This is a genomic window from Bacillus sp. TCT6, from assembly GCF_056033845.1.
The window spans coordinates 3,750,038-3,766,422 of record NZ_JBVYHX010000001.1 but is presented as its reverse complement, the minus strand read 5'-3'; the positions used below and the strand labels follow the sequence as shown (position 1 = coordinate 3,766,422).

Annotated in this window: 22 protein-coding genes; 19 read left to right on the top strand and 3 right to left on the bottom strand. The window is 36.0% G+C overall.

The features are described 5' to 3' along the window. The first annotated feature begins 53 nt into the window (after positions 1 to 53). The 13 genes from spoIIAA (at position 54) to AC0ONG_RS19030 (ending at position 9,314) form a co-directional block, all read left to right on the top strand. Complete coding sequence (gene spoIIAA / locus AC0ONG_RS19090; protein WP_000059135.1) at positions 54 to 404, top strand: anti-sigma F factor antagonist; 351 nt, start codon at positions 54 to 56, stop codon at positions 402 to 404. Beyond that, positions 405 to 845, top strand: a complete 441-nt coding sequence (spoIIAB, locus tag AC0ONG_RS19085) for an anti-sigma F factor (protein WP_001243398.1) — start codon at positions 405 to 407, stop codon at positions 843 to 845. A gap of 12 nt (positions 846 to 857) precedes the next feature. Beyond that, a complete protein-coding gene (sigF, locus tag AC0ONG_RS19080; RefSeq protein WP_136996959.1) occupies positions 858 to 1,616 on the top strand; it encodes an RNA polymerase sporulation sigma factor SigF in 759 nt (252 codons plus the stop codon). 136 nt (positions 1,617 to 1,752) lie between these two features. Then, positions 1,753 to 3,279, top strand: coding sequence for a sodium-dependent transporter (locus AC0ONG_RS19075; RefSeq protein WP_000450088.1), 1,527 nt, complete (start codon positions 1,753 to 1,755; stop codon positions 3,277 to 3,279). Further along, on the top strand, positions 3,279 to 3,377 hold the full coding sequence (locus AC0ONG_RS19070; protein WP_000016826.1) for a methionine/alanine import family NSS transporter small subunit: 99 nt from the start codon (positions 3,279 to 3,281) through the stop codon (positions 3,375 to 3,377). The genes AC0ONG_RS19075 and AC0ONG_RS19070 overlap by 1 nt, the downstream gene beginning before the upstream one ends. 115 nt (positions 3,378 to 3,492) lie before the next feature. Beyond that, positions 3,493 to 4,113: a stage V sporulation protein AA gene (locus AC0ONG_RS19065; RefSeq protein ID WP_000438368.1), complete on the top strand. Its 621-nt coding sequence runs from the start codon at positions 3,493 to 3,495 to the stop codon at positions 4,111 to 4,113. Continuing rightward, entirely contained in the window at positions 4,106 to 4,522 is a 417-nt protein-coding gene (gene spoVAB, locus AC0ONG_RS19060; RefSeq protein ID WP_000572938.1) for a stage V sporulation protein SpoVAB, read from the top strand. The genes AC0ONG_RS19065 and spoVAB overlap by 8 nt, the downstream gene beginning before the upstream one ends. A 14-nt stretch (positions 4,523 to 4,536) precedes the next feature. Next, positions 4,537 to 4,995 carry a stage V sporulation protein AC gene (spoVAC, locus tag AC0ONG_RS19055; protein WP_000203809.1) on the top strand — a complete coding sequence of 153 codons (459 nt, stop codon included), beginning with the start codon at positions 4,537 to 4,539 and terminating at the stop codon, positions 4,993 to 4,995. 13 nt (positions 4,996 to 5,008) lie between these two features. Continuing rightward, entirely contained in the window at positions 5,009 to 6,025 is a 1,017-nt protein-coding gene (gene spoVAD / locus AC0ONG_RS19050; protein WP_001241139.1) for a stage V sporulation protein AD, read from the top strand. Between the two features lie 3 nt (positions 6,026 to 6,028). Then, positions 6,029 to 6,379, top strand: a complete 351-nt coding sequence (spoVAE, locus tag AC0ONG_RS19045; protein ID WP_000345907.1) for a stage V sporulation protein AE — start codon at positions 6,029 to 6,031, stop codon at positions 6,377 to 6,379. A gap of 5 nt (positions 6,380 to 6,384) precedes the next feature. Continuing rightward, positions 6,385 to 6,954: a stage V sporulation protein SpoVABEA gene (gene spoVAEA / locus AC0ONG_RS19040; RefSeq protein WP_001254416.1), complete on the top strand. Its 570-nt coding sequence runs from the start codon at positions 6,385 to 6,387 to the stop codon at positions 6,952 to 6,954. Further along, entirely contained in the window at positions 6,941 to 8,413 is a 1,473-nt protein-coding gene (gene spoVAF / locus AC0ONG_RS19035; RefSeq protein WP_000165593.1) for a spore germination protein SpoVAF, read from the top strand. The genes spoVAEA and spoVAF overlap by 14 nt, the downstream gene beginning before the upstream one ends. Before the next feature lie 97 nt (positions 8,414 to 8,510). Beyond that, positions 8,511 to 9,314 (top strand): Cof-type HAD-IIB family hydrolase, encoded by an 804-nt coding sequence (locus AC0ONG_RS19030; RefSeq protein WP_002082221.1) that lies wholly within the window; start codon positions 8,511 to 8,513, stop codon positions 9,312 to 9,314. A 31-nt stretch (positions 9,315 to 9,345) separates the two neighbouring features. Here AC0ONG_RS19030 and AC0ONG_RS19025 read toward each other — a convergent pair whose 3' ends face one another. Then, positions 9,346 to 10,212: a DUF1002 domain-containing protein gene (locus AC0ONG_RS19025; RefSeq protein WP_001259343.1), complete on the bottom strand. Its 867-nt coding sequence runs from the start codon at positions 10,210 to 10,212 to the stop codon at positions 9,346 to 9,348. A 187-nt stretch (positions 10,213 to 10,399) separates the two neighbouring features. On the opposite strand from AC0ONG_RS19025, the gene AC0ONG_RS19020 reads away from it, so the two are divergent. Both AC0ONG_RS19020 and ribT read left to right on the top strand, forming a co-directional pair. Beyond that, positions 10,400 to 10,837 (top strand): peptidylprolyl isomerase, encoded by a 438-nt coding sequence (locus AC0ONG_RS19020; protein ID WP_000853784.1) that lies wholly within the window; start codon positions 10,400 to 10,402, stop codon positions 10,835 to 10,837. 462 nt (positions 10,838 to 11,299) lie between these two features. Next, entirely contained in the window at positions 11,300 to 11,668 is a 369-nt protein-coding gene (gene ribT, locus AC0ONG_RS19015) for a GNAT family N-acetyltransferase RibT (protein WP_000908401.1), read from the top strand. Between the two features lie 20 nt (positions 11,669 to 11,688). Here ribT and AC0ONG_RS19010 read toward each other — a convergent pair whose 3' ends face one another. Together AC0ONG_RS19010 and AC0ONG_RS19005 are read right to left on the bottom strand one after the other, a co-directional pair. Continuing rightward, entirely contained in the window at positions 11,689 to 12,207 is a 519-nt protein-coding gene (locus AC0ONG_RS19010; protein WP_000283612.1) for a DUF309 domain-containing protein, read from the bottom strand. 99 nt (positions 12,208 to 12,306) lie between these two features. Further along, complete coding sequence (locus tag AC0ONG_RS19005) at positions 12,307 to 12,402, bottom strand: YjcZ family sporulation protein (protein WP_000510194.1); 96 nt, start codon at positions 12,400 to 12,402, stop codon at positions 12,307 to 12,309. A 169-nt stretch (positions 12,403 to 12,571) separates the two neighbouring features. Between AC0ONG_RS19005 and scpA the strand changes: the two genes are divergently transcribed. The 4 genes from scpA (at position 12,572) to nagA (ending at position 16,381) form a co-directional block, all read left to right on the top strand. Beyond that, positions 12,572 to 13,315, top strand: coding sequence for a segregation/condensation protein A (gene scpA / locus AC0ONG_RS19000; RefSeq protein ID WP_001199753.1), 744 nt, complete (start codon positions 12,572 to 12,574; stop codon positions 13,313 to 13,315). Positions 13,316 to 13,473: 158 nt separating this feature from the next. Next, positions 13,474 to 14,046, top strand: a complete 573-nt coding sequence (scpB, locus tag AC0ONG_RS18995) for a segregation/condensation protein ScpB (RefSeq protein ID WP_000375173.1) — start codon at positions 13,474 to 13,476, stop codon at positions 14,044 to 14,046. A 78-nt stretch (positions 14,047 to 14,124) separates the two neighbouring features. Beyond that, positions 14,125 to 15,027: a ComEC/Rec2 family competence protein gene (locus AC0ONG_RS18990; RefSeq protein ID WP_001214828.1), complete on the top strand. Its 903-nt coding sequence runs from the start codon at positions 14,125 to 14,127 to the stop codon at positions 15,025 to 15,027. A 211-nt stretch (positions 15,028 to 15,238) separates the two neighbouring features. Then, positions 15,239 to 16,381 carry an N-acetylglucosamine-6-phosphate deacetylase gene (gene nagA / locus AC0ONG_RS18985; RefSeq protein WP_002082222.1) on the top strand — a complete coding sequence of 381 codons (1,143 nt, stop codon included), beginning with the start codon at positions 15,239 to 15,241 and terminating at the stop codon, positions 16,379 to 16,381. Positions 16,382 to 16,385 lie beyond the last annotated feature (4 nt).

Here is a 16,385-nt window from a genome sequence, read left to right as displayed (position 1 = left end):
GAAAATCTTTATGTATGTGAATAAGTAAAGTTTGAGCATAAGGAGGAAATCGTGTGAGTCTTTCCATGCAATTAGAAGTAAAACGTGACGTCCTATGTGTGAGACTAGAGGGTGAATTAGATCATCATACGGCTGAAGAGTTGCGAACGAAAGTAACAGATATGATTGAGACACATGGTGTTCATCATATTGTTTTGAGCCTAGAGAACTTATCGTTTATGGATAGTTCTGGTCTAGGTGTTATATTAGGCCGATATAAACACGTAAAGGGATTAGGTGGAGAAATGGTTGTTTGTGCAATTTCACCGCCTGTTAAGCGTTTATTTGAAATGTCGGGCTTATTCAAAATCGTTCGCTTAGAAGAAAGTGAAGCGCACGCGCTCGCGACGTTGGGGGTGGCATAGATGAGAAATGAAATGAACCTTCAATTTTCAGCATTAAGTCAAAATGAATCATTCGCTCGCGTTACAGTGGCGGCTTTCATTGCACAACTAGATCCAACGATGGAAGAATTAACGGAGATCAAAACAGTTGTGTCAGAAGCGGTTACAAATGCAATTATTCATGGATACGAAGGAAATGCAGAAGGTATTGTTTATATTTCTGTAATTTTGGAAGAAGCAATGGTGAAACTCACGATTCGAGATGAAGGGATTGGAATCTTTAACTTAGATGAAGCGAGACAACCCCTTTTTACAACTAAACCTGAATTAGAGCGTTCCGGAATGGGATTTACTATCATGGAAAATTTTATGGATGAAGTAGAAGTTATTTCAAACGAATCTTTCGGGACAACAATCCATTTGACAAAATACTTATCAAATAGTAACGCTCTATGCAATTAAGGAGAATAGCCTATGGACATAGAGGTCAAAAATGAGAAGAAGAAACCTCAGTTAAAGGACCACGAGCTAAAAGCGTTAATTCAAAAAAGTCAAGATGGAGATCAACAGGCGAGAGATACAATCGTTCAAAGTAATATGCGTCTCGTTTGGTCGGTTGTACAGCGGTTTCTTAATCGAGGATACGAACCAGACGATCTATTTCAAATTGGATGTATTGGGCTCTTGAAATCGGTAGATAAATTTGATTTATCTTTCGACGTGAAATTTTCAACATATGCAGTTCCAATGATTATTGGAGAAATACAACGTTTTTTACGTGATGATGGATCAGTGAAAGTTAGTAGGTCTTTAAAAGAAACAGGGAACAAAATTCGAAAGATGAGAGATGAGCTTTCGAAAGAGTTCGGAAGGGTTCCAACGATTAATGAGGTGGCAGAGGCGCTAGAACTAACGCCAGAGGAAGTTGTTCTAGCACAAGAAGCGAGCCGGGCGCCTTCATCTATACATGAAACTGTATATGAAAACGACGGTGATCCAATCACTATTTTAGATCAAATTGCAGATCAATCTGAAACGAAATGGTTCGATAAAATTGCTTTAAAAGAAGCGATTAGAGAACTAGATGAACGAGAGCGCTTAATTGTATACTTGCGTTACTATAAAGATCAAACACAGTCAGAAGTAGCAGAGCGCATAGGTATTTCGCAAGTACAAGTTTCAAGACTTGAAAAGAAAATATTAAAACAGATGAAAGATCGAATAGACGAATAATTGTCTATTCGATTTTTTTATGAAGTTAATAGGAGAGAGATGTTAATTTTCGAAAAAATTAACAGAATTTATTGATAATTTAGTTAATTTAAAATATAATCCAAGTATGAACTTGTCATAAAGGGGGGAAGGAAACATGGAAACGAGGCAACAATGGGGAACGAGAGCTGGATTTATTTTCGCAGCGGTCGGATCTGCCGTTGGATTAGGAAACATATGGCGTTTTCCTTATACAGCGTATGAAAATGGCGGCGGGGCATTCTTTTTACCGTACTTATTTGCATTATTAACGACGGGTATTTCATTGTTAGCATTTGAGTTTGCTCTTGGTCATCGTCATCGTGGCTCAGCACCACTTACATTTTTCCGTATTAGCCCGCGTGCCGAATTTATTGGATGGTGGCAAATGTGCGTAACATTTATCGTTTCAACATATTATGCAGTGATTATTGCTTGGTCTATATCGTATACATACTTTGCAATTACTGGAGCATGGGGAAAAGACACGCAATCATTTTTATTTAAAGAGTACTTACATGTTGCAGATAAGCCAGGACAATTTGGAGGACTTGTACCGGAAGTATTAATTCCGTTAGCTCTCGTTTGGATTATTGTGCTTGGCGTTGCATTTAAAGGAGTTAAAAAAGGAATCGAAGTTGTTAACCGTATATTTATTCCTTTATTAGTTGTTATGTTCCTTATTATCGTCGTTCGTGCAGTGACGATGGAAGGTGCTATGCAAGGACTAGATGCATTCTTTAAACCAGATTGGAGTCGTATTTTTGATGGGAAAGTATGGCTTGCTGCTTATGGTCAAATATTCTTTAGTTTATCTTTAGCATTTGGAATTATGATTACGTATTCTAGTTATTTACCGAAAAACTCTGATACAACAAATAATGCCTTTATTACTGGATTCGCAAACTCAGGATTTGAATTATTAGCAGGTATTGGAGTCTTTGCAGCTCTTGGATTTATGGCAAATAATATGGGAGTACCGGTTGATAAAGTAGCAAGTGCTGGCGTTGGACTTGCGTTCGTAGTATTTCCGCAAATTATTAATGAGTTGCCGATGTCACCGTTGTTTGGTGTATTATTTTTCTTATCGTTAACGGTTGCTGGAATCACATCACTTATTTCACTTGCGGAAGTATGCTTTGCCGCTGTATCTGAAAAATTCAGTTTAAGTCGTGAAAAAACCATTGGAATTATGGGAACCCTTCTCGTGTTAGTTTCTCTTGTTTTTGCAACACGTGGTGGACTTATGTTCTTAGATGTTGTCGACTATTTCGCTAATAATTTCGGATTAATTACAATTGCACTTGCGGAAGTAGTTACGATAGGGCTCATTTTACGTCGTTTACCAGTTTATCAAAATCATGCAAACTTTGTATCTGATATTAAATTAGGAACGTTTTGGAGAGTGAGTTTACTCGTTATTACTCCGCTTATGTTAGGGTATATGCTAATTGATGGTACAATCCAAAATATTAAAAAGAACTATGGAGATTATCCGACTGAGTTTGTTGTAACGTATGGTTGGTCGATAGCAGCAGCATTCCTCATAGTTGCAATAATCATTGGTCTGAAAAAATGGGATGCACAAATTCATTCGGACTCTGCCAAACTTGAAAAAGAATGGAAAGATCGAGGTGTTTCATAATGAGTGGATCAGCGATTATGATGATGGTTATTGGAATCGTAGTCATTTGGGGAGGGCTTGCATTAAGTATTGCAAACTTATTTAAGAAAAAGGCATAAGTAAAAAACATCTGCACCAAAATGGTGCAGATGTTTTTTTATGAAAAAATTGTATTAGAAAAAAATTCAATAACCATACTACAACTACGAGGAAGAGTGAAGGGGTGAATGAAAGTTGGAACAAACGATTTATATTAAAATGCGCAATCGTTTAAAAGTTTCTCCTACTTATGAAGTAAAGCTGGGCGATGTTGCTCAACTTGCCGGAGATTCTTCCGTAGTTGAGTTGTTACAAAATGAGATAGTTTACAAAATAACAGCGCATGATAAGACGCATGTTGTAATTGATGTTATGAAAGTAATTGAGATTATTCAACAGAAAGCATCTCATGTACAAATTAATTTACTCGGTTCTGGACAAACTCTTGTTGAAATTATATACGAAAAAAAGAAGGCGCATCCAGTTTTTTTCGGGCTTGTATGGCTGTTACTTTTCATTGGAGCGGCCCTTGCGATCATTTATTTCCATGAAGATGTAAGTATGCAACAAGTACATCAACGGTTATATTACATGATTACTGGAGAATTTAATGCGCAACCACTTTTATTTCAAATTCCTTATTCTTTAGGTCTTGGCTTAGGGATGGTTTTATTCTTTAATCATGTATTTCAAAAGCGAATTAATGAAGAGCCAAGTCCGCTAGAAGTTGAGATGTTTCAATACCAACAGTCGCTTGATCAATATGTAATCGTTAATGAAAACAAGGATAATATGAAACAACTTGCCGATGATTGAGTCTGGATTTGTTATTTTAATTGGTTTAGCTGGAGGGATTGCGGTAGGTAGCGGGTATGTCGCATTTTTAGCTGTACTTGGTATAATCCCCCGTTTAGCTCAATTAACGAGAAGTGGAAAGCATATTCAATATTTTGAGTGGGCAGTCATTGCAGGTACTTTAACAGGGGCTTGGTGTAGTTTGAAAAACATTACATTTCAAACATCGCAATATTGGCTCGTTATATTAGGGATATTTTGTGGCACGTTCATTGGAATGCTTGCTGCGGCATTAACAGAGGTGTTAAATGTTCTACCTATTTTAGCGAAACGAGTAGGGGTAGAGGGGAAGATTGTTGTTTTACTCATTGCTATTGTACTTGGGAAAGTAATAGGATCGTTGTTTCACTGGATTTATTTCGTAAAGTAGGAGGCAGTATATAAATGACAAGTCAGAAATTGAAGGATGATTACATAAATAAAGTGAAGGAGTATCATCCAAAGCCAAACTATTTACTAAATTGTATCAAAGCATTTCTTGTAGGTGGACTCATTTGTACAGTTGGAGAAGTATTGATGAAATTTTATATACATTATTTTCACTTCAGTGAACAAGAGGCAGGAAACCCAACTGTTGCAACGCTTGTTTTATTATCCGCGATTTTAACAGGATGTGGTGTATATGATAAAATCGGTCAATTTGCTGGAGCAGGATCAGCGGTGCCGGTGACAGGATTTGCAAATTCTATGGCGAGCGCTGCCTTAGAGCATAAGAGTGAAGGGATTGTTCTAGGGATTGCTACAAATATGTTTAAACTGGCAGGAAGTGTAATTGTATTTGGGGTTGTTGGTGCATATATCATTGGGTTAATAAGGTATACCTTTAAAGTTTTTATGTCTTAAAGGAGGGGCTAGTATGAGGTTGACCGGAAAACAAACGTGGGTATTTCAAAATGATATATATGTGAATGCAACGGGTACTGCTGTCGGTCCGAAAGAAGCTGAGGGCCCTCTTGGAAAAGATTTTGATATTTCATACGATGACTTGCATTGTGGAGAGGAAAATTGGGAGCTCGCCGAACGAAGATTAATGTCAGACTCAATTCAACAAGCAGTGCAAAAAGGGAATATAAAAACATCGCAAATTGATTTCTTTTTAGCGGGAGATTTATTAAATCAAACAGTGACAGCAAATTATGTTGCGCGTAAGTGGGGCATTCCTTTTTTAGGAATGTTTAGCGCTTGTGCGACGTCTATGGAGACTTTAGCAGTTGGCTCAGCTTTTATAGACGGTGGATTTGCAAATCGTGTCTTAGCTACAGTAAGTAGTCATAATGCAACGGCTGAAAGACAATTTCGCTATCCAACAGAGTATGGTGGGCAAAAGCCAGGGACAGCAAATTCAACTGTGACTGGTGCAGGATCTATATTAATTAGCAATGAAAAAAGTGCGATTAAAATTACGGCGGCTACAATCGGAAAAGTGCAAGATTTAGGAATCACAAATCCTTTGGATATGGGGGCAGCGATGGCTCCAGCAGCAGCTCATACAATTCAACAGCATTTTGAAGATTTAAGAAGAAGTGCCGATGATTATGATTTAATCGTTACGGGTGATTTATCAGCTGTTGGGACGCCGATTGCAAAACAACTTTTACTTGAGGAAGGTTACGATCTTGGGCATATATACAATGATTGCGGATTGATGATTTATGAATCAAGTCAAGAAGAAGTGTTTGCAGGTGGTAGTGGTTGCGCTTGTTCAGCAGTTGTCACATATGGCCATTTATTACACGAGATGCAAAAAGGGAATTTACAACGAATTTTTGTCGTTGCCACTGGCGCATTATTAAGCCCGATGATGATGCAACAGAAAGAAACGATTCCAACAATTGCACATGGTGTCGTATTTGAAAGAGTTAAAGGAGAGTGAATTGTGGATTTTATATATGCATTTCTTGTAGGTGGAGCTATTTGTGTAATTGGGCAACTATTGTTAGATTTCGCAAAGTTAACACCAGCTCATTTAATGGCAACTTTTGTAGTCATCGGAGCAATTTTAGATGGATTTGGATTGTACGATAAACTAATAAAGTTTGCAGGTGCTGGAGCAACAGTCCCTATTACAAGTTTTGGACATTCACTATTGCACGGAGCAATGCATGCAGCAGAAAAACATGGATATTTAGGAATTGGTATTGGCATGTTTAGTTTAACGTCTGCGGGCATTTCCGCAGCGATATTGTTTTCGTTTTTTATAGCACTTATATGTAAACCGAAAGGATAAATCAAATGAGACGAAGGGTTGTTTTGGTCACAGATGGAGATGAATATGCAAAGCGGACAATTGAGCTTTTAACAAAGGAATTTGGGGGAAGGTGTATTTCAGCATCACAAAGTAATCCAACCAAATTGACAGGGAAAAAAGTTGTTGAGCTTATTATGCAAACGCCATATGACCCTGTATTTGTCATGTTTGATGACAGTGGATTTATTGGAGAAGGATCTGGTGAGAAGGCTTTAAAATATGTGGCTACCCATAAACAAATTGATGTGCTCGGAATTTTAGCAGTAGCGTCTAATACGCATCATTGGGAATGGGCACGTGTAGATGTAAGTGTAGATCGGAATGGGAATTTAACCGAATACGGTGTTGATAAATTTGGACTTCCAGATGGTGAAATTGGCAGGATTAGTGGAGATACAATATATTGCTTAGACGATTTAAATGTTCCTGTCATTGTTGGAGTTGGTGATATTGGTAAAATGTGCGGGAATGATGAATGGGAGAGAGGGTCACCTATTACTAGAAAAGCGATTCAATTAATTTTGGAAAGGAGTGGTTTTTATGACGAAGCCTAAAAAGGTGGATATCCCTATATCAACTTTCATAAGTGACAATGAAAATTATTTAAAGCAGACAGTTGGACTAGGCGTTACATACGATGTTGGCATTCGTAAATTTCAAATTTTGAATAAAGAAATTGGTGTGTTATTTGTAAACGGACTTTGTGATACAAATTATATTATCCCTATTTTAGAAGAAGCGGTGGATACAAATGAGATAAGGGATGTAGAAGAAGATACAGTGAAGCTTTTAGAGAATCGCTTAATCCATCAACAAGTAAGCAAAGTGAAAACGATGGATGAGGTAATGCTCCAAGTATTATCAGGACTCATTGTGATATTTGTGGAAGGTGAAACGGAAGCGTTCGCGATCGATGTTCGTAGTTATCCAGGGCGAACACCGACAGAACCAGATACCGAAAAGGTAGTACGCGGTGCGAGGGATGGGTTTGTTGAAAATATCGTTGTAAATACAGCATTAATTCGTAGAAGAATTCGAGATCCACGTCTTCGAAATGAAATTATTCGAGTAGGAGATAGATCACAAACGGATATTTGTATTACATACGTTCAAGATGTTGCAAATCCAGACTTAGTAAAGATTATAAAACAAGAATTAAATAACATCGATGTAGATGGAATTACGATGGCGGATAAAACAGTAGAAGAATTTGTTGTAAAGCAAAGCTATAACCCATTCCCACTTATTCGATATACAGAAAGGCCAGATGTAGCAGCAAATCATCTACTAGAAGGGCATGTGTTAGTGCTCGTTGACACATCACCAAGTGCTATGATTACACCGACAACATATTTTCATCATTTACAGCATGCGGAAGAATTTAGACAAAATCCAGCTGTCGGTACATTTTTACGCTGGGTGCGCTTTTTAGGTGTTATATTCTCGTTATTTTTATTACCATTTTGGCTAGTGTTTGTATTTGATCCAACTCTTTTGCCAGCAAATCTTGCTTTTATTGGACCGACTAAGATGACGCATTTACCAATTTTATTACAGGTGTTAATGGCAGAGGTCGGACTTGAGTTTTTAAGGATGGCAGCCATTCATACTCCAACGCCGTTATCGTCTGCAGCAGGGTTGATTTCCGCTATATTAATTGGTCAAATTGCAATTGATGTAGGTTTGTTTGTGCCAGAAGTAATTTTGTATGTAGCGGTTTCGATGATTGGTGCATATGCAACACCGAGTTATGAATTAGGATTAGGGAATAAGGTTGGGAAATTGTTTGTTATTATTTTAACAGGTCTCTTCCATGAGATGGGATTTGTAATTGGTATGACGATATTAATTTTATTTTTAACGTCTATAAAAAGTTTACAAACACCTTATTTATGGCCGTTTTTACCATTTGATTGGGGCGCGTTAACAAAAATTTTACTCCGTCCAACAATGTCTAGTTTAAAAGTACGACCAAGTATTGTAAGACCTCAAAATGTAAAAAGACAAAAATAAACGGGATTATACACCCGTTTATTTTTTTTAGCAAAAATTTATTGTTTTTTAACAAAAATCACACATTTTTTGTGTACACTTAGAGTAGATATTGTGTATGGAAGGGGAAGAGGACATGATTAAATTATTTGTAAGTGATTTAGATGACACGCTCGTTTACGATGTGAATCATATGCAAAAAGAAGATGAACGTGCGCTGTGTTGGTTAGCTGAGAAAGGGACAAATATTTGTTTTGCCTCTGGCCGCTTTACACATAGAATTGATGAAGTTGTAAAAAGGTTTTCATTCCCATATTACACAACAGGCTTAAATGGAGCGACAATGTTACTTCCGGATGGGGATTTATTCCATGAATCGAGTTTTGAAAATACGGTTGCCCAGGAAATATATCGATATATACATAAAAAAGGACTAGCGGATATTGTTTGTGCAAATGAGCAGCGATATACAAAAAGGAAAAATGAACAACACCATAATTTTGAAGCGTATATGGGTGTGCATATCGCTGAAATTGAAGCGTTAGAAGAAGAGTTTGGTAAGACTGTGCACCCTGCAAAATTGTTTGTTTTTGGAGAAGAAGAGAAAATTGTGACGTTAGATCAAGAGCTACGAGATACGTTTCAAGGCGAAGCGGAAGTTTTTATATCAGGTAAACGCTATGTTGATATTATGCCAAGAGGCGTGAGTAAGGGTAGTGCTCTAAAGCGACTAATGGACCATTTGCAAATTGAAGCAAATGAAGTTGCTTGTATTGGAGATTCTTTCAATGATATTTCTATGTTTGAAGTAACCCCGCATTCATTTACTCTTCATCATGCCCATCCATATGTAAAGGAGAAAGCAAATCATATAGTGCGTTCGGTTGAAGAGGCTGTTATGAAATTACCGTTACTTGTATAAAAAAGAAGCCCGTCACTGGCGGGCTTCTTTTTTACTTGAATAAAGATTTAACAAAATCAATGATACTTGAGAAGAAATCTTTCACTTTATCTAGAAAACTTTGTCCTTCTTCAGATCCTAAAAAGGCAGAAACGTGTTCTTTTGCTTTGTTTAATTGACTACCAACTTGATTCCAATCGATATTAAGATTTTTCATTTTATCAAATAACGATACTAAGTTATCTAACTGTTCATCTGTTAATGTAATGCCTAATTGATCAGCAATTTTTTTAATTAATGAACGTAAATCTTCTGTTGTTTTTGGCTGTTCTTTTGCAATTTCTTCTTTAATTTTTGCAACAAGTTGAACTGCTTTTTCTTCACCAATTTTATCACCAAGCTGGGCTGTTTGTACCATTTCTTCATTCGCTACTTTTTTAACTTCTTCAGGAATTTGTTTATTGGACGCAGTTTCATATGCTTTCATTAATCCAGTTAAAGCTGCAGTTCCTGAAACTTTAAAAGGTGCGTTAATTTGAATTTCTGCATCTTTTACACCTGCTGTAATCAAAGCGTTAGTGTACATTGCATCTGTTACCCAGTTAATGTTCTTTGATCGTACAATAAGACCAGATCCTGGTTTAGTGTATGTAATCATAGAAGAAGAAATTGCTCTCGTACCAATTTGTGCTTTTGGAACAATGCCTTCTAGAAATTTATGTTCTTCCGCATTAGATACAGTAATAATTGTAGCATCTTTCGGTGCTTTCATTTCTTTTAACAGATCTTGTTTTTGTTGTTCGGATAAGTTCTCTCCTAGTGTAACAATTGATTCTCCCTCGATGATGTCTGCAAATGAAGCTGTTGGCATCATAAATACCGTTACAGCTAATAGCAGAGCTAATAATTTCGTTCTCACGAAAAATCGCTCCCTTTCTCTTTCTAAAATTTTCGGGCAACAAAGTTATTATAGTATATATTTCTTATTTGTCACCTAGCTTTTTCCACATTTCAAAAAAGAAGTATCTAGATTGTCGGATTCTTTTTGTTTCTAGTCATGAATGTGGTAATATAGTGCTGAGATAGTTGAAAGGAGACATATACATATGAAAACTTTAGGATACATATTAATGGAAAACGGTGAAAAAATCGACTTGGAATTTTTCCCAGAAGAAGCACCGAAAACAGTAGAAAACTTTAAAAAATTAGCAGAGCAAGGATTTTATGATGGTGTTACATTCCACCGTGTTATTCCTGGCTTCGTAAGCCAAGGTGGAGACCCAACAGGTACAGGTGCAGGTGGCCCAGGTTACTCTATTCCATGTGAAACTGATGGAAACCCTCATAGACACCTTGTCGGATCACTTTCTATGGCTCATGCTGGCCGTAACACAGGCGGTAGCCAATTCTTTGTTGTTCATGAGCCACAGCCACATTTAGATGGCGTTCATACTGTATTTGGTAAAGCAACAAGCGGTATTGAAACAGTATTAAAAATGCGTCAAGGCGATGTAATGAAAGAAGTTAAAGTTTGGGAAGAATAAGGTAAGGGAAAAGAGAGCTTTTGCTCTCTTTTTTTACTTTTAAATGGGACGGGGTACTTCTTCTGCAGCTCATCATACAAGTAGTATTGTTGCTAAAATATATTGCTTGTGAGAACAAACCTTTAACAAATTACATAGAATACATTACATTATATGTTTCAATAAATATTTTTTGTTATATTAATTTTGCTAGAAGTGTGCTGCTTTAGGGTAACTATTAATGAAGTGATATTGAATGATATGTTTCTTTCCATTCCATATAAAATTTTCTTTTTTTAACTCTATTTATTAAAGGAATAGTGCTGAAACATAGATTTGACTTTCTTCTTTTCGCTTTGTATGATTATCAAGTTGTTTTAGGCTCTTCTCACTCTGTTGAAAATATTGTAAAATGAATATGATATGAAAAGAGTGATTGAGGGGATTACTAGTTTGTAACTTTTGTAAGAAGGGATAAGGGTTATGTTAATTCGTTTTAAAAAAAGTTATGAAAAAATTGCAATGGGGCTTCTTTCGTTTATGCCAACTGAAAAAGATGTGAAAACATTACAATTGACAATGAAAGAATATGAAGCAAAAGATGATTGGCAATTGTATTTGTGGAAAGAGAATGAAGATTTTGTTGGAATAATGGGGATTGTAAAAAAAGAGAATCAAGTATTAGAAATTCAGCATTTGAGTGTCAACCCATCTCACCGTCATGTAGGGATTGGGACAAAGATGGTTCAAGAGTTAAAGAGTAAATTTCTTGAGTTTACAATTTGCGGAAATGAGCAAACAGCAAGTTTTTGCGAAAAATGTAAAGGGCTAGAACAAAATATACATTCGTGAAAGCAGGGATAAGTAGTTTATTATCTCTGCTTTCTTTTTTGTAATTGTTCATTTCGTTCAGTAATGACTTCTGTGCGATCACGCATAGTATGCTTGTTTATAATATATTCACTTGGGATAGCATTCAAATCTTTCCAAGGGAGGTTTTGTTTTTGACATAACTCTGTGCACTGCTTCTCTAACGATGGATCTGATAAGGGTAAAAATAAAGGTACAAAACGTTCTTTTTTATGGATAGATTGCAATCTTTCATTGAGCAAGGAAAGAAGTTGTACTTGATTAATTCCTAAACGTTGTAAAGACACACCGCTTTTTTCTAAAATTGTGATTGCGCTTTTCATCATTTTTGTAGAACCATTCCAGTTATCACGTCTTTGGTGGTATAAAGAAACTGCAATTTGAATGAGACCAACTAAGTAATGATCACGATTTCCTCGTGGTTTTGTCTTCCAGTACTCTTCTAGTATTTCGTGGCATTCAAAATAGTCGTAATCTCCTTGGAAATGAATTAAAAATTGTATGTATTCGGTAGGATACATGTTTTCTCGCCCCTATCTAACGGTTATACATATAAGTGTATCATAGAAATATGAACAATAAACGACTAGGAGATTTCCCCCTAGCCGTTATTGTTCATATTAGCAGAAGCAAGCTGCTCCTACAATAATTAGTAAAATAAACAGTACAACAAGTAATGCGAACCCACCGCTAAAACCACAATCAACGTGACCCATAGTTTTTTGACCTCCTACATTGTTCTTACTACACTGTTATCATATGAAGTGGTGGGCATGATGACATAGGCATCGGTCTATTTTTAATTAAATTTCTTAAAAAGGTTGGATAGAACATGAGTATGCTCTATACTTATGTTGTTATAGAAAAAATGTGGTGGGATGCTTTGTGCAATATAATTTTAAAGTAGAGGCTTTTGAAGGGCCTTTAGATCTATTGTTACATTTAATACATCGTTATGAAATTGATATATATAATATTCCTGTAGCAGATATTACAGAGCAATATTTATCTTATGTGCATACGATGAAAGAACTTCAATTAGATGTTGCAAGTGAGTATTTAGTAATGGCCGCAACGTTATTACAAATTAAAAGTAAAATGTTGTTGCCGAAACATGAAGAAGATGTACTTGATAACGGTGATGATTTTATAGATGATCCTCGTCAAGAATTGATGGAGAGGTTAATTGAATATAAGAAATATAAGCAAGTTGCTACTGAGTTAAAAGAAAGAGAACAAGAAAGAGCACAGCTATATACACGTCCACCAATTGACTTTACATCGTTGCAACAAGAAGAAGAGACAAGCTTGCCTCTTGATGTTACGTTATATGATATGCTAGCGGCATTTCAAAAATTAATGCGCCGTAAAAAGGCAAAAAAACCTGTAACAACACGTATTACTCGTCAAGAAATACCAATTGAACAGCGAATGACTGATATTTTAAAGCAGTTAAAAATAAAGGGTGGTCGCCAAAGTTTTTATGATTTATTTGTTGATGATGAACGTGAAATAATGGTCGTAACATTTTTAGCAGTTCTGGAACTTATGAAAAATCAACAAATCATAATTGAGCAAGAACATAATTTTGATGAAATTTTCGTATCAAGCTCTAATAAATCTGCATAGGGCAAGTATGTGAAATTGGGATAAAAACACTTTATCTCATGCTATGTTTTAATGTATCGTTTGGAACAAGAGAAAAAATATTGAACCGAACGCATTGATTGTGATTCGGTTTTTTGATGTGTATTTTTATGGGAAAATAGAAGGAAGGAGCTCGTGAAATGGATAGGAAAGAACAAAAGTCAATTATTGAAGGCCTTTTATTTGTTTCTGGTGATGAAGGGATTTATCCAGAACAAATAGCGAAAGTTCTTGAAATTGAAATGAATGAAGTAATGAATATTTTAGAAGAAATGCAACAAGAATGTGAAGGTGCAAACCGTGGTTTGCAAATTGTACAGTATGCAAAAGTATATCGTTTTGCTACAAAGAAAGAACATGCTTCATATTATCAAAAACTAATAGATACACCAACAGCTGCTTCGCTCTCACAAGCTGCCCTTGAAACGTTAGCGATTGTTGCATATCGTCAACCAATCACAAGGACTGAAATGGAAGAGATTAGAGGAGTTAAAACCGATAAGGCGTTACAAACGTTGGTTTCACATTTACTTATAAAAGAAATGGGAAGGGCGGAAGGACCAGGGCGTCCTATTTTATACGGAACAACAAAAGAATTTTTGGACACATTTGGATTGAAAACATTAGATGATTTACCGCCGCTTTCTGAAGAGAATGAACAAATGAATGAAGCAGATTTATTCTTCGGTTCCTTACAAGAGATATCGAAATAAAAGCTTAGCATTTTGCTAAGCTTTTTTTGTATATCAATTATTTACAGTGCCATACTAAATGAAAAAAGGAGACGAGTTATGAGAGGTATGCGGATTATTCTATTATTAGTTTCTGTTTTATTATGTTTTTCTTTAAATAGCGCATCAGCTAAAAGGTATATGATGTCCATTCATACTACGTCTCCTTTACATATGCATCGGCAACATCTTAGTAAAATGAAAGTGAGCTTTTTAAAAGTGGGACAAGGTGATGCAACACTTATCATAATGCCAAACGGACAAACAATGTTAATTGATGGAGGACCTTATGAAGCAGGAGAGGTTATTATTCAGAAATTAATTGAGAAAGGGATTAATCATTTAGATGTAATTGTCAGTACGCATCCCGATATGGATCATATAGGGGGGCTAATTCCAATTGTAGAGCAAATGCCGGTATCGCTTATATTAGATAGCGGAAAAACATATAGTTCTCTTACTTATCATACATATCGGAATAATATTAAAAAAAGAGGGATACCTTTTGTTTCAGTAAAGGAAGGGCAATATATACCGCTGGATCCACATGTTTCTATACAAGTATTAAACAATGGGAAATCAAAAGATGAAAATAATGAATCCTCAATTGTTTTGAAGGTACGATATGGAAAAGCGGATTTTTTATTAATGGGTGACGCGGATGTACGGACAGAACATGAAATATTAAAACAATTTGATGTACATGCAGATGTTTTAAAAGTGGGGCATCACGGCTCGTATACTTCAACAAGTGAAACGTTTATAAAAAAAGTGGAACCGCAGTTTGCTATTCTGTCTTATGGGAGTAGTAATCCGTATGGACATCCTCATCAAAGTGTAGTAAAACGCTTAAAAAGGCACGGTATAATGGTATATAGAACGAATAAACGTACAGTAGAAATAGAAACAGATGGTGAACATGTTATGTTAGAGTCTAGTGGGTTAATGCCATTGTTGAAGTGACTTCTATATTAGGGGTGGATACTGTCCCTTTTTGGAAAAATGAATACTATATATTATAATTATAATGGACGTAAGAAATTTCCTTTTTTGTTGAATAAAAAGGAAATTTCATTAGAATGTATAGACAACTACTCGTGCATATATTAAGATGGAACTAGGCGAATAAGGTAATAATAACAAGTAGGTATTTCATGGGAAAGGATCGATGAAAATGAAAACGCAAATTGTCATCAATGCCAAAATTTACACAGGTCAAGAAATAGTGGAAAACGGATTTATTCGTTACGCAGAAACCATTAAAGAAATTGGTTTGATGGCTCAATATGTACCACAAGAAAATGAAACTGTTTTTGATGCTACAGGGAAGATTGTAATTCCAGGTATGATCGATGTTCATATTCATGGTGGATACGATATTGATGCGATGGATGCAAATAGCGATGGGTTAGTAACTCTAGGTAAAGAAATGTTAAAAGAAGGGGTTACAACTTACTTCCCAACAACAATGACACAAGCTCCAGAGGCAATTGAAGCAGCGCTAACTGCTGCGAAAGAAGCAAAAGAAAAAGGAGCACATTTCGAATATATTCACTTAGAAGGACCTTATGTTTCAAAGAAACGTGCAGGTGCACAACCACTTGAACATATCGTTCCTGCAAATATTGAGCAATTTAAACAATGGCAAGAAGCAAGTGGGAATTTAATTAAATTAGTAACATATGCACCAGAAGAAGAGGGAGCGTTAGAGTTTGAACAATATCTTACTGAAACTGGTGTAGTTGGCACAATGGGGCATACAGATGCAATTGATGCGCAACTAAAAAATAGAAAGATTACACATGCGACACATTTATACAATCAAATGCGTGGATTACATCACCGTGAGCCAGGAGTTGTTGGTCATGTGTTATTAAATCCAGATGTAATGGTTGAAGTAATTACAGATGGTATTCATATTCACCCTGATATGGTGAAATTAGCATATAAGTTAAAAGGACCGAAAAAAGTAAGTGTTATTACTGACGCAATGCGCGCAAAAGGTCTTGAAGATGGATTATATGAGCTTGGCGGACAGCCGGTACATGTAAAAGATGGTAGTGCTCGATTAGAAGATGGAACGTTAGCTGGTAGTATTCTAAAAATGGATCAAGCTTTCCGAAATGTAATTGAATTTACAGGTTGTTCAATCGAAGATGCAGTACTGATGACATCAGTTAACCAAGCAGAAGAGTTTGGATTAAATAATAAAGGTGCATTAGCGGTAGGAAAAGATGCAGACTTTGTTGTGATGAATGAAGATTTACATGTATATGATACGGTTCGTTTAGGAATTCATATGAAGGAAGGGAAGTAATTAA